Annotated in this window: 13 protein-coding genes; 11 read left to right on the top strand and 2 right to left on the bottom strand. The window is 35.4% G+C overall.

Annotation, left to right across the window (positions count from 1 at the left end; translation table 11 throughout):
* Positions 1-181 precede the first annotated feature (181 nt).
* From ABE048_RS08585 to ABE048_RS08630, 10 genes are all read left to right on the top strand, one after another.
* Positions 182-943 carry a MerR family transcriptional regulator gene (locus ABE048_RS08585; protein ID WP_430310608.1) on the top strand — a complete coding sequence of 254 codons (762 nt, stop codon included), beginning with the start codon at positions 182-184 and terminating at the stop codon, positions 941-943.
* A 151-nt stretch (positions 944-1,094) separates the two neighbouring features.
* Positions 1,095-1,595: a TraR/DksA C4-type zinc finger protein gene (locus ABE048_RS08590; RefSeq protein ID WP_430310610.1), complete on the top strand. Its 501-nt coding sequence runs from the start codon at positions 1,095-1,097 to the stop codon at positions 1,593-1,595.
* A 124-nt stretch (positions 1,596-1,719) separates the two neighbouring features.
* Positions 1,720-2,670 (top strand): dipeptidase, encoded by a 951-nt coding sequence (locus ABE048_RS08595; RefSeq protein ID WP_430310612.1) that lies wholly within the window; start codon positions 1,720-1,722, stop codon positions 2,668-2,670.
* A 147-nt stretch (positions 2,671-2,817) separates the two neighbouring features.
* Positions 2,818-4,197, top strand: a complete 1,380-nt coding sequence (locus ABE048_RS08600; protein ID WP_430310614.1) for an isochorismate synthase — start codon at positions 2,818-2,820, stop codon at positions 4,195-4,197.
* Positions 4,190-5,917, top strand: a complete 1,728-nt coding sequence (gene menD / locus ABE048_RS08605; protein ID WP_430310616.1) for a 2-succinyl-5-enolpyruvyl-6-hydroxy-3-cyclohexene-1-carboxylic-acid synthase — start codon at positions 4,190-4,192, stop codon at positions 5,915-5,917. The genes ABE048_RS08600 and menD overlap by 8 nt, the downstream gene beginning before the upstream one ends.
* Positions 5,905-6,729, top strand: a complete 825-nt coding sequence (menH, locus tag ABE048_RS08610) for a 2-succinyl-6-hydroxy-2,4-cyclohexadiene-1-carboxylate synthase (RefSeq protein ID WP_430310617.1) — start codon at positions 5,905-5,907, stop codon at positions 6,727-6,729. The genes menD and menH overlap by 13 nt, the downstream gene beginning before the upstream one ends.
* Positions 6,730-6,741: 12 nt before the next feature.
* Entirely contained in the window at positions 6,742-7,560 is an 819-nt protein-coding gene (gene menB, locus ABE048_RS08615) for a 1,4-dihydroxy-2-naphthoyl-CoA synthase (RefSeq protein ID WP_430310618.1), read from the top strand.
* 213 nt (positions 7,561-7,773) lie between these two features.
* Complete coding sequence (locus ABE048_RS08620) at positions 7,774-8,865, top strand: PfkB family carbohydrate kinase (RefSeq protein ID WP_430310620.1); 1,092 nt, start codon at positions 7,774-7,776, stop codon at positions 8,863-8,865.
* 2 nt (positions 8,866-8,867) lie between these two features.
* On the top strand, positions 8,868-9,782 hold the full coding sequence (locus ABE048_RS08625; protein ID WP_430310622.1) for a pseudouridine-5'-phosphate glycosidase: 915 nt from the start codon (positions 8,868-8,870) through the stop codon (positions 9,780-9,782).
* Between the two features lie 106 nt (positions 9,783-9,888).
* The gene (locus ABE048_RS08630) at positions 9,889-11,325 is read left to right on the top strand and encodes an o-succinylbenzoate--CoA ligase (RefSeq protein WP_430310624.1); all 1,437 of its coding nucleotides are present in this window, start codon (positions 9,889-9,891) and stop codon (positions 11,323-11,325) included.
* A gap of 183 nt (positions 11,326-11,508) precedes the next feature.
* Here the strand turns inward: ABE048_RS08630 and ABE048_RS08635 are convergent, their stop codons facing one another.
* Together ABE048_RS08635 and ABE048_RS08640 are read right to left on the bottom strand one after the other, a co-directional pair.
* Complete coding sequence (locus tag ABE048_RS08635) at positions 11,509-12,390, bottom strand: DMT family transporter (RefSeq protein WP_430310626.1); 882 nt, start codon at positions 12,388-12,390, stop codon at positions 11,509-11,511.
* Positions 12,391-12,482: 92 nt separating this feature from the next.
* Entirely contained in the window at positions 12,483-13,658 is a 1,176-nt protein-coding gene (locus ABE048_RS08640; RefSeq protein WP_430310628.1) for a PucR family transcriptional regulator, read from the bottom strand.
* A gap of 241 nt (positions 13,659-13,899) precedes the next feature.
* Between ABE048_RS08640 and ABE048_RS08645 the strand changes: the two genes are divergently transcribed.
* The gene (locus ABE048_RS08645) at positions 13,900-14,343 is read left to right on the top strand and encodes a hypothetical protein (protein ID WP_430310630.1); all 444 of its coding nucleotides are present in this window, start codon (positions 13,900-13,902) and stop codon (positions 14,341-14,343) included.
* The last annotated feature ends 46 nt before the right edge of the window (positions 14,344-14,389 follow it).

The raw sequence follows: 14,389 nt of genomic DNA on the forward strand, positions 1-14,389 counted from the left end.
CGAATCTCGTAGGGGTCATACTAAGAAATCCTTTAGAATCTTTTGATTCTAAGGGATTTTTTTTGTTTTTGATATATGAAAACTTAAATGTGTTTAGATTAGAAATGTGTATATTTAAAAAAAAGAGAAAAATAAAGATTGACCTTTACGCAACGTCAACCTTTATAGTGAGATTATGGAGGTGATTGAAGTCGAATATACAATTCAACAGCTTGCTAAGCTCTCCGGTGTAACTACTCGAACACTACGATATTATGATGAAATTGATTTACTAAAACCGCTAAAAATAAGTGAAGCAGGCTATCGAATTTATGGGTCAAGGGAAGTTAAATTATTGCAACAAATTTTGTTTTATCGAGAATTGGGACTAAAGCTAGAAGAAATTAACAAAATATTATGTGATTCAAATTTTGATATAAAAAGAGCATTACTAGATCATAAAAAGAAATTAAAGGATGAGAAAATAAGAATAGAGAAAATGTTGCTAAATGTAGAAAAGACAATTCAATCAGTGGAAGGGGTATATGAAATGAAAGATGAAGAACGTTTTGAAGGATTGAAAGAAGAGCTCATTCAAGAAAACGAAAGTCACTATGGTGATGAAATACGTGAAAAGTATGGTGATGATGTAGTCAATGCATCAAATGAGAAACTTCGTGGAATGACTGAAGTACAGTTTAAAGAAAATCAAATTCTTGAGAAAAAAATAATTGAATTATTGAAAGAGGCAATGCAACAAGGTGAGGTACAAAGTAAGACTGCACAGGAGGCCGTAGAATGCCATAGAAAATGGTTAACACAATATTGGCCAACTTATTCTAAAGAAGCGCATAGAGGGCTTGCTGATATGTACGTAGCTGATGAACGTTTTACTGAATATTATGATCGACATCAAAAAGGGATGGCGCAGTTTTTACGTGATGCAATATATGCCAATATTTAATTTGAGCAGCAAGGAACTATATTTTGGTTCCTTGTTTTTATTTTGTAAAGGTAAAATAACCACGAAAATAAATTCATTTTTATTTATTTAAGAATAGATGCTTTGAAAATAATCAATTGGGGAATAAATAGTACAGAATGGAGGCTGAACAATGACAGATCAACAACTACAAGAATTAAGGAAAACATTGCAAGATGAATTAAAACGAATTAAAGCGAGACCTGATAATGATGAAATATTTATATCGACTGAGCTTTCCAATTATGACAATCATCCAGCTGATCAAGCGACAGATTTGGCAGATCAGGCAACCGAACTCGCGGTGGATAACTTCAACGAATTTCAAATAGGGAAAATTGAAAATGCTTTAAGGGCAATAGATGAAGGAACATATGGAGTCTGTTCAGTTTGTGGTAAAACAATCCCTTTTGAGCGTTTAGAAGCTATCCCAACTACATTAACTTGTGTAGAGCATTCAGAAAATACAGCAGGTACACAAGAACGACCTGTTGAAGAAGGCATAATAAATGCTACTACTTCCGATCCAAGTAATATGAAGGACTACAGAGTAGACGGTGAAGATAGCTTCCTTGTTGTCGAGGAATACGGATCTTCTGATACTCCTTCTGATAGAGGATATAATAATCAATAAAATCATATACCGAAATCTTTTAATGCTACTTGCAGTTGAAGATGATTAGGAGTTGTTCAAATAAATTTTTTTGGGCAACTCCCTTTTATTTTACGTATAATGAAAATAAAAAGTAGGTACGCTTATGAATATCATTGACTTACATTGTGACGTGTTATACAAATTATCAACAAGTGAAGAACCAATTGAATTTTCTCAAGCATATCAGCTTCAAGCAAGTAAGGATAAACTCCAATTAGGGCATGTAATCGTACAGGATTTTGCTATATTCATCGATAAGCATGTACCTCAAGCTGAAAAATTCACAGAAGCTATGCGTCAAGTTGAACTCTTTCATACAAATGTATTACAGCCAAACCCTGAAATGGTTCATATTACTGACTGGAATCAACTTGAAACATTAGAAGAAGGTCAGATTGGTGCCATATTAAGTTTAGAAGGTTGTGATGTGATTGGTGAGGATCTTTTTAAATTACAATCACTTCTTGATGCAGGTGTGAAGTTAGTTGGGCTCACATGGAATTTTGAAAACGGCGTTGCATTTGGAGCAGAAGAACCACCTGATAAAGGTTTGAAGCCTTTTGGGAAACAAGTGATCGAGTTATTAAATAAACGAGATATTATCATTGATGTTTCCCATTTAAATGAACAAAGCTTTTGGGATGTATTACCATTGGCAAGGCATATTATTGCAAGTCATTCAAATGCTAGAGCACTTTGTGAACATACACGAAATTTAACGGATGAACAGGCGATTGCCTTAGTGGAGCATGGTGGTCATATTCATGTTGTGTATTATCCACCTTTTATAAAAAAAGACACCGATCATGTAACATTAATGGATTTAGCTGAACATGTGAAATATTTGGCAGATTTGGTGGGCGTTGAACATTTAGGGCTTGGTTCAGATTTTGATGGTATTGACAGAACGATTGTCGGTTTAGAGAATACAGCACAATCACAAAATTTGATTGCAACTTTATTGCAACAATTTTCAACAGAAGAAATAGAAAAGATAACAAGTAAAAACTTCATAGAGTATGTGAAAAATATAGAATCAAGTCAAAGCATTTAGAGTGATTTTCCTCTAAATGCTTTTTTATATGACTTACTACAAAGTAAATAAGTGCTGAATCAAGTAGAAAGATGTATGATAGTATAGGATACTTAAGTATGTACGAGTAGAAAAGCAATATTTTATCTACTGACGGAGGGAATTTTCATGAATCGTAAGTTGTCGACATCAACCGATGGCCAAGAGACAGACAAGTCGACACTGCAATTTTTTTCAGAAACAATTGAAGTGAATCGATTATCAGCATTAGCCTTTTTTGAAGCAGGGGAAGAAACCTTTGCTGGTCAGCGATATTATTGGCAAAATCGTGAGAAAACGTTTACGCTCGTTGGCCTAGGTCATGCGTATATGATTACAAATCAGTCAAAGGAACAACGCTTTGACGATGTAGAACAACAATGGAAAAAGCTAACACAGCATATTGTGACAAATGATCAAGCGTTACAACCAATTCTGTTTGGTGGTTTTACCTTCGACCCTGAGAATGGAGTTTCAGGGGAATGGGAAGGTATGCCTCAAGCATTTTTCGCAGTTGCTACATATCAACTTGTAATGCGTAACGACCATGTTTATATTAGCACGAACTATATTGCAGAGCAGGAAAATCCACAAGTTTTTGAACAACTTTGCAAAAAGCGTGAAGAGCTTATGCATACAGCTCAAGTAAAAGCATTAAAAACATATGCAAAACCACAAATAAAGAACAGTTTTGAACCATATAAGGAAGAATACTTGGAATCTATTAAACAAGTGACATCTTTGATTCGTCAAAAAGAAGCAGAAAAAGTTGTAATCGCTCGCTCACTTGCTTTGCAATTTGAAGAAGCTATTTCTTCACCAAATGTATTATCGCAAATTATTTTAGAGCAACCGGAAAGTTATTTATTTGGTTTAGAACTTGAAGATAAGCTGTTTTTCGGTGCTTCACCTGAAAGATTAGTAAAAGTTGAACATTCTTATGCCTACTCTTCATGTGTTGCAGGATCAGTAAAACGGGGTAAAACAGCAGAAGAAGATGAAAAATTAGGGCAGGATTTATTAAATGATGCCAAAAATCGTTCTGAACATCAATATGTTGTAGACATGATTGGTAATACATTTAAAGAAAATTGCTCAAACTACGATATTCCATCACAACCAAAGCTTTTAAAAATAAGAGATATTCAACATTTATATACACCAGTAGAAGGTCAATTGAAAAACAATGCGACCATTTTACAATTATTGAAAACATTACACCCAACACCAGCTTTAGGTGGTGTACCAAGAAAAAGAGCAATGGAAGTAATACGTGAATACGAACCAATGAACAGAGGCTATTATGCAGCACCAATTGGTTGGTTAGATGCAGAAGGAAATGGAGAATTTGCTGTAGCGATTCGTTCTGCATTATTACATCAAGATGAGGCATTTTTATATGCTGGTGGGGGAATTGTGGCGGATTCAAATCCACAAAGTGAATATGAAGAAACACTAGTAAAATTCCGTCCGATGATTCGTGCTTTAGGAGGACAATTACATGACTAATAAGGATATTCTAACAAGCTATGTATACAAGCTTGTTGCATCTTTATATCAAGCAGGGGTAATAGATGTTGTAGTGAGCCCAGGTTCACGTTCAACACCTCTAGCTTATGCATTCGCACATTCGGAAGAATTCCAAATGTATCGACAAATAGATGAACGCTCTGCAGCCTTTTTAGCACTAGGTTTAGCAAAAGCAAGCGGACGTCCAGTTGTACTATTATGTACATCAGGATCAGCAGCTGCAAATTACTTCCCAGCCATTGTGGAAGCAAAATTATCACGCGTTCCATTAATCGTATTAACGGCAGACCGCCCACATGAACTTCGCGAAGTAGGGGCACCACAATCCATTGCACAAACGAATTTGTATGGCAATCAAGTGAAATGGGCAGTTGATTTTCCAATTCCAGATGAATTTCCAAATACTTTACCATTTATCGAACGCCATATAGCTCGTGCTGTCGCAATTGCTGAAACCGCTCCCGCTGGACCTGTACATGTAAATGTGCCATTGCGAGAGCCTTTATTAATTGATTTTCAAGAGCAATTACCAGAAGTCTCATTTACAGCAAGTATAATTCAAGAATTACAACCAAATGAGCATGCCATGAATGTGCTTGAAGCTGCAATTGAAAATGCGCAAAAAGGTATTGTGATTTTTGGGGAAATAACACAAACGACAGATTTTGAAACTATTTGGAACTTTATACGCCATCTCAAATGGCCGGTATTAGTAGAAAGTTTGTCACAACTTCGTGCAAACGTACCAGATGATTGTGCAGAATATATTATCGATCAATATGATGCATTATTGAAAAATGAAACATTTATAACTGTAGCAAATTTAGATACAGTTATTCGTTTTGGAGCACAACCTGTTTCAAAACCGCTAATGCAATTTTTGACAAAGGTTCATCCACAAACCTATTTAGTTGTAGATGAAGATCCGATGTTCCGCGATTCATTGGCAGTGACTACTCATCATATACAAGCAACGGTTGGTAGATGGCTAGACGATGTAACAATTACAACAGCTCATACTGATCAAACATATGTACAAGCTTGGATTGAAGCAAATGATATAGCTACTCGCCATGTAAAATTCTATTTACATGAAGCATCAGATGAAGGTGCACTTGCTGCAACTTTATTTGAACATTTACCAGAGCATAGTGATTTATTTGCAAGTAGTAGCATGCCAATTCGTGATGTTGATACTTTCTTTAATAAAACGAAAAAGGATGTTCTTATATTCTCAAATCGTGGTGCCAATGGTATTGATGGAGTTGTATCAACTGCAATTGGAACACAATTAGCAACAAAACGCGATTCATATTTATTAATTGGTGATTTAGCTTTTTTGCATGATTCCAACGGTTTGATCGCTTCGCGTTACCAAACTTGCGAAATAACTATCGTCGTGATGAATAATGATGGTGGAGGGATTTTCTCTTATCTTTCACAATCTACTGTTGAGGAACACTATGAAGAGTTATTTGGCACACCATCTGGTTTACAATTTGCAGATTTAGCAAAAATGTATGATGCACAATATGAAGTAGTAGAGACAAAAGAAGAACTCATTCAAGTGGTAGAGGCACAGAAAGAAAAAGCTCTCCGCATAATTGAAGTGATGACAAATCGCTCTGAAAATGTTCAATCACACCGCAGATTATGGGACTCTATTGGCAAGGAGCTAGATGAAAAATGGCAAGCGTGATGACATCTATAAGAGGCTTAAATGTCCATTACCAAATTATCAATCCACAAGCTGAAAAAACACTTGTTTTTCTTCATGGTTTCACAGGCAGTACAAAAACATGGGATTCGGTAATTCAGTCATTTCAAGATACTTATCGAATTATCACTATAGATTTAATTGGACATGGTTTAACGGATGCGCCATTCAATGTCCAACGTTATTCGATGGAAGAACAAGTTGAAATACTGCATGATTTCTTTAAAGCAAGAAAGATTCCTTCATTTACATTAATCGGTTATTCGATGGGAGGACGTGTGGCAATTGCTTTTACGATGAAATATGTGGATATGGTGGAGCAGTTGATATTAGAAAGTTCATCACCAGGTCTTCCAACATCAGAAGAGAGAGCAGCAAGAAGAAAAAGTGACCATTTATTAGCAGATCGTATTGAAAAAGATGGAGTAGAATCTTTCACAGATCATTGGGAGAACATCCCTTTATTTGACTCTCAAAAAGGATTACCCGCTCCAACTAAACAAGCCATTCGAAAAGAGCGGTTAGAACAACGTGAAATTGGATTAGCAAATAGTTTACGAGGTATGGGAACAGGACATCAGCCTTCTTATTGGGAAGAGTTGCAAAGCTTTACAAAACCCGTACTTTTAATAACGGGTGAATTAGATAGGAAATTTGAAGAAAAGGCTTCTGCCATGAACAAAAGGTTCCAATGTTGTAAAAATGTTATTGTGGAAAACGTTGGTCATGCAATACATGTGGAAAATCCACAAACTTTTGCTACAATAATAGAGGAGCATTTAGAAATTATTTAGGAGGACAAATTAATGACTCGTGAATGGGTAACTGAACATGTCTATGAAGATATCAGATATGAATCTTTTAATGGCATTGCTAAAATTACAATTAACCGTCCAGAAGTAAGAAATGCATTCCGCCCAAAAACAACTGCAGAAATGATTGACGCATTCTCTCGTGCTCGCGATGATGCTAAAATTGGTGCAATTATTTTAACAGGTGAAGGCGAAAAAGCATTCTGCTCAGGCGGAGACCAAAAAGTACGCGGTAACGGTGGTTACGTAGGTGAAGATAACATTCCTCGTTTAAATGTACTTGATCTACAAACTTTAATTCGTAAAATTCCAAAACCAGTAGTAGCTATGGTTGCAGGTTATGCAATCGGTGGTGGACATGTACTACATATCGTATGTGACTTAACAATTGCTGCTGATAACGCTCGCTTTGGACAAACAGGACCAAATGTTGGTTCATTTGACGCTGGTTACGGTGCTGGCTATTTAGCACGTATCGTAGGTCACAAAAAAGCTCGTGAAATCTGGTACCTATGCCGTCAATATAACGCACAAGAAGCACTAGATATGGGTCTTGTAAACACTGTTGTTCCTTATGAACAACTTGAAGATGAAACAGTTCAATGGTGTGAAGAAATGCTAGAAAAATCACCAACAGCATTGCGCTTCTTAAAAGCATCATTAAACGCAGATACAGACGGCCTTGCTGGTTTACAACAACTTGGTGGCGATGCAACTTTACTTTACTACACAACTGATGAAGCAAAAGAAGGACGCGACGCATTCAAAGAAAAACGTAAGCCAGACTTTGGTCAATTCCCACGTTTCCCATAAACTTAAACGGAAGCGGTTTGTTCAAGCTCTAAAATATTTATAAACATAAATCTACTCTCTTTAAATAGGGAGTAGATTTTTTTATTAAGAAAAATAGTGTTCTTTGTGGAATTCAATATAAAAATCAAAATAATAGATCGTTAGCCAAAAAATTTTTGACACCAATTAAACAATTGTTTATAATTTAAACAAAAGTAACAAAGAGGTGATGGCATGACGGATCGAGAACAGGCATTAATACGTTTAATTCGCAGTAATCCATTTATGTCTCAGCAAGAAATGGCTGAGAAACTGGATATGTCACGTCCAGCCTTAGCAAATCTCATTTCTGGATTAGTGAAACAAAGGAAAATAATTGGACGAGCATACATATTGCCGGAAGAGAATAGTATCGTTTGTATAGGCGGTGCGAATATTGATAGAAAATTTCATATACGTGGACCTGTTCAATTTGGTACATCAAACCCTGTTTCTTCTATGCAAAGTATAGGTGGGGTTGCTCGTAATATAGCGGAAAACCTAGGGCGATTAAACAATAGAGTTAGTTTAATAACAACTGCAGGAAAAGATACTGACTGGCAAGCAATTGCTACTGCATCAGAAGCTTTTATTAATTTAAAAGAGGTAGAGCTTCTTCAAGATTTTTCAACTGGTTCCTACTCAGCGGTTATGGATGAATCGGGAGAATTGATACTAGCCACTGCAAATATGGATGTATATGAGGAGCTAAAACCTATTATCTTGATGAAGCATGATGTGTTATTATCTACAGCTCCTTGCATTATTGTCGATTTAAACTGTCCAAAAGAAACAGTAGAGTATGTTCAACAATTTGCGATTGCTAGAAATGTTCCATTAGTAATTGTACCGGTATCGTCTCCAAAGATGAATCGCTTACCTGATAATTTACATGGGGTTACTTGGTTCATATGTAATACGGATGAAGCAGAGACATTATTACATAAGCAAATTCAAACTGCAGCTGACTATTTACAAGCTTTACCTGAAATCATGAAGTTAGGTGCAGAAAATGTCATCATAACTGCTGGTGCTAATGGTGTTTACGTAGCAAGCAATAATTTAAAACCAACACATTTTAATGCGAAAGCAGTAGAAGAAATAAAAGATGTGACTGGTTCAGGTGATGCATTTGTATCTGCGGTTATTCACGGCTGGCTTGCTAATATGCCTATTGAGAAGGCTGTGGAAGCTGGTTTAATGAATGCAAAACGCACATTAGAATCACCATTTACTGTAAGACCAGAGCTAACAGAGGACTTATTAATAAAAGAGTTGGAGGATTAATTATGCAACAATATATCGAATTATCAGCAGAAGTTCAAAAAGGGAAAGAACTAGGACTACCAATCGTAGCACTTGAATCAACAATTATCTCACACGGTATGCCTTATCCACAAAATGTACAAACAGCTCGTGAAGTAGAACAAATTCTTCGTGATAATGGCTGTGTACCTGCGACAATTGCTTTAATCGACGGTAAAATCAAAATTGGCTTATCTGATGAAGAATTAGAAATGTTCGGTAATGCCAAAAATGTAGCAAAAGCTTCACGTCGTGATATCGGATACTTACTTGCAACAAAGCAAACAGGTGCTACAACTGTAGCAGCTACTATGATTGCATCTGAACTTGCGGGTATCGAGTTATTCGTAACAGGTGGAATCGGTGGTGTTCATCGTGGTGCAGAAACAACGATGGATATTTCAGCGGACTTAGAAGAACTTGCAACAACAAAAGTAGGCGTTGTATGTGCAGGAGCAAAATCAATTTTAGATATCGGTTTAACTTTAGAATATCTTGAAACAAAAGGTGTACCGGTAATTGGTTATGGTACAAACGAACTTCCAGCATTCTATACTCGTCAAAGTGGCTTCGATGTCAACTTCCGATTGGATACGCCACAAGAAGTAGCAGATATGCTTCGCACAAAATGGAATTTAAATTTACAAGGTGGAGCTGTTATTGCCAACCCAATTCCTGAAAAAGAAGCATTAGATCATGATTTTATTACAAATATTATTGAAAAAGCTTTAGCAGAAGCTGAAGAAAAACATATTCATGGTAAAGAAGTGACACCATTCTTACTTGGTAAAGTAAAAGAACTAACAGAAGGTAGTAGCCTTGAAGCTAATATTGCCCTTGTGAAAAATAACGCACTAGTTGGCGCTCAAATTGCAAAAGCTTTAAATAACAATAAATAATCTTAGTTCACATTCACTCGTATCACAATTGTGGTACGGGTTTTTTCAATTTTTAATGGATAATGATAAGATAAAAGGGATGATTTTATATTAAGGTGGCATATACATGATTCCAAACTGGATAATTCAACGTTCAACATTGACCCCGGAACGTATAGCATTACGGTTCGAAGGTAAATCGTGGACATATAACGAAATAAATGATTTAGCTTTACAACAAGCACGAAAATTAACAGCACTTGGGGTTAAACCACATGATCGAGTTGCAATATATGCGACTTCAACTCCGCAAATCATTTTCATGATCTGTGGCTGTATGCATTTGCAATGTGAAATGGTGTTATTAAATTTACGTTTAAGTAATACTGAATTAGCTTATCAAATTGAAGATTCCGAAGTAGTTTCGATATTTTCTGAAGATGAATTAGTGGAAAATTTGCCAAAGACAGCAGTCAGTATTCATACATTTTCTGAAATAGAACAAACAACGCTTGCTGAGTTCACGCCAGCTATAGAATGGTCAGAGGAAGATACGATGACCATAATGTACACATCTGGTACGACAGGATATCCAAAAGGGGTACGTCAAACAATCGGTAACCACGTATCGAATGCTACATCTTCATTGTATAACACTGGACTAGTTGAAGATGATGCTTGGTTATGTACAGTGCCTCTATTCCATATCAGCGGATTTTCAATGTTATGTAAATGTCTGTTGCACGGCATTCGTTTAGATTTATATCGAAAATTTGATGTTGATAAGGTTGTAAATCAACTAGTGGAAGGCTCTGTTACACGTATGTCTGTGGTTGCGGTAACATTAGAACGTATTTTATCAGAGCTTGAAAATCGTAATCAACAAGTATCGAAACGATTTTTAACCATGCTTGCAGGTGGCGGTCCAGTACCAGTTGATTATTTAAAAAGAGCAATAGAGCGTGGTATACAGGTTTCACAAACATACGGAATGACAGAAACCTCCTCACAGACCGCAACATTATCAAGTGAAGATGCATTACGAAAAATTGGTTCGGCAGGGAAGCCTTTATTTTTCAACCAAATCAAAATTGCAGATGCCAAAAAGCCATTTGAACAGGGTGAAATATTAATTAAAGGAGCACATGTAACACCTGGTTATGTTGGACGTTTTGTAGAGAAGCCTTCTCAAGCAAATGGGTGGCTACATAGTGGTGATATAGGCTATTTGGATGATGAAGGATATTTATTTGTTGTAGATCGACGTTCGGATTTAATCATTTCTGGTGGAGAGAATATTTACCCTGCAGAAATTGAAAATGTATTAACATCTCATCCTAGCGTAAGGGAAGCAGGGGTTTGTGGAGTAGAAGATGATCAGTGGGGACAAGTACCAAACGCATTTGTTGTTTTGAAAAATGAAGTAGATGCAGAAGAACTTTTAGTATTTTGTAAAGAACATTTGGCTTCTTATAAGGTTCCTAAGAAGGTCTATTTCGTCAAAGAGCTCCCTCGTAATGGCTCAAGTAAATTATTGCGCCGTAAATTACAGGAATTGATATAAAATATATATAGCCATCAAAAATATCATTATTTTTGATGGCTATTTTAAAGAAAATCAATATTAAAATGAATTAGATAGAAAATGATAAGTCGAATTTAAGAGAATAAGCAAGAAATAAATATTTCCCTGGAAATATTCACGCTCAATTATTTAGTGAATCTATATCCATAACGAAAGCAACTGCTATCGTATGTTTTTTATGATGTTCTTTTTAGGGTATGCTGGTTTTACTTCTGCAATAAGAATAGCACTCAATATCAACACCGCACCAATAATCATGCGAGTTGTTAGGACTTCATGTAAAAATAATACCGACATCACCATACCAAAAAATGATTCCATTGAAAGAATAATGGCAGCTTTTGTTGCGGTTGTATATTGGTTTGCAATATTTTGGAAAAGATAAGCAATAGTTGTTGAGAAAATAGCTAAATAGATAACCGGGTACAAGCCTTCTTTTTCTAATGTTAATGGCGCATCTCCTTGAATAAGCACCACTAAGTTGCTAATTACAGCTGCTGTTATAAATTGAATAATCGTAAGTAGTATAGCATCTTCCTTTTTGACAAAATGATTTGTACAAAAGATATCAAAAGCAAATCCTACAGCACAAGCAAGTGATAACGCATCACCTATGTTCATAGTGAATGAGCCTTGTAAGGTTAAACAGCCAATCCCAATAATGGCGAGAATTGAACCAATTATTTCATACCCATCAATACGGCGTTGATAAATGGCATACGTTATGATTGGTACAATTATTACGTTTACAACTGTTAAAAAAGCATTTTTGGAAGGTGTAGTGTATTGTAAACCTACTGTCTGTAAGGCAAAGGCAATATACAAAATAATTCCTAACGTTACACCTTTCCAAATAACTGACTTGGTAATTTTTTTAAGTTTGTAACCAAAAAGAATGATCAGGATAATAGAGGCTAATAAAAATCTACCGGCCATTATCTGGTAAGCTGTTATATATTTTAGTGCAATATCAGTGAAGACAAAGGCACTACCCCAAACGATGGCGGTAATGAGTAGTAGGCCATTGGCTATGTATGGTTTCATCTTCGTTCTTCCTCCTAACTTATATAAGGATAACATGAGATGAAAGACAATAATTTGTATTCAATTCTAAACTTTTAGGTGAATTTTTGTACTTATTCAAAAACGATTGCAGATTTTTCGATGCGATTATGGAGCAAGTGCAATTTAATCGCTGCAGATAACTGTTCATAAAAAACAAAATCATTATCTGCGGGTGCAATTAACTGGCGTATTTTTGTCATTCGATATCGAATTGTATTTGGATGACAAAAGTGCGAATTGGCTACTTCTTTGATATTTCCTTTTTTAAGAATATAGGATATAGCTGTTTGGATTAAATCCGGATCTACCTTCTCATCTAAAAGTGGATCGAGATACTTGTGCACAAATTTCATTGCAAATGGGGTATTCTCTCGATAGAGCTCAATAAGTAAAGTATCAGTTGCAAGTTTTTCATAATGGCAAGTAGGCTGAACGTTAATTTCAGCCATTATACGTGCAAAGAAAGCTTCTCTAACTGCAAGATGCAGTGTCTTTTGCGTGCATTGCACTTGGCTATATCCAATGATAAATGATTCTTTTGGAATAGCATACATTGTCATCCATTCATTTAGAATGTTTTCAAATTGGAAATACTTAGATGTATTAGTCATTAAGATAAAAATACTTTTTTTATAGGTACATATAATGCCTGATTTTAGTAATGGCTCTAACTGAAAAAGCGAATCTATCCATTCAGTATTTTCAGTTGTATCTATTTGAAGATTTGCAGCAAATACATATTTTTCGAAAGGTTTATTCAGTTGTTGTAGAAAGGAATGTATCTGTTCTTCATTAACTTTCTTTTCAATAAGCTTCTTTATAATAGTCTCTAATTTATGTGCTTTATCCTGTTGTTTCGTATAAGCAACTACCTCTAATATGATATCTTCAAAAAATTCATCCCCTCCAAATTGAAGGATGGGGAAGTTTTGATTGTTTGCGAAGGCAACCACTTCATCAGGTAAATTCTGAAATATAACGGGTTTATAAGCTAAAGCACTAACTCCAAGCTCAATTAGGTTTTTAATCGTATCTATTAAATATTCTGGTTTTTGCCTTGCGAATAACAAGCTACTCAATACAACACTATGTCGATTAAAAATAGTCTCTCTTACTGTTTGAATATCTGGTGAAAATTCAAAATCGAGGATTTCAACGCTATTTACAGGATTAGATAATCCATGAATCCCTGCAACAATTGAAAAGTCCTTTGTAATCGGTAGTTGCATAAAACTTTTTACATTCATTTGTGGATCAATCAACCTTTCGTGTAACGATTATTTAGTATCTTAACATCTTTTAGTATGAATAACGTAAAGTATTTGTTAACTTTTAGAATGTTTTCTTAGGTGCATTAATACAAAATAGTGAAATAGGAGAAATAGTAGTCATATGCTTCATGCTTGTCCCATACATCTATAATAGCGGAAAAGTTGAATAGTGTTTGGTCAAGCGTACTGTAAGTGTTGCTAAAACCTAAACAGAGAATTGGCAAACTATCTAGGGGGGAGTTTTATCAATAGAAATGGCTCAAACAAAATTAGAAACAGTGTATATACACTAGTTACTGGAGAAGTAATTTTACTGGCTACAACATTAATGACTCAAAAAATTAGTATAGCAATGATGTTAGCTATCCTTTTTTTAATGGCAGTCCAATACATTTGTTTAACAATGGTTAATTCTGAAAGTCCGCAGGTAAATCATGACATTCAATGGTTTCTCACACTATTTACTTGGTTCTTATATATTCCAATATTTATCACTACTGCAGAGAACCTAATCCAGCCAACTATAGGCTACTTTATACGATTTTGTGCAATTATAGAGATTTCTTATGTACTTATTGCGGTAAGCGCGATTTTTTCTGTAAAGTATCAGTTTGAAAAGAGTAAAACAGGTAAGAGGAATAAGGAAGAAATTTCAAACTAATAAATGAAGAGGATACGCCTCGTGAATAGGGGCATATCCTCTTATA

This window comes from Rummeliibacillus pycnus, from assembly GCF_050459865.1.
GTDB classification, from domain to species: Bacteria; Bacillota; Bacilli; order Bacillales_A; family Planococcaceae; genus Rummeliibacillus; species Rummeliibacillus pycnus_B.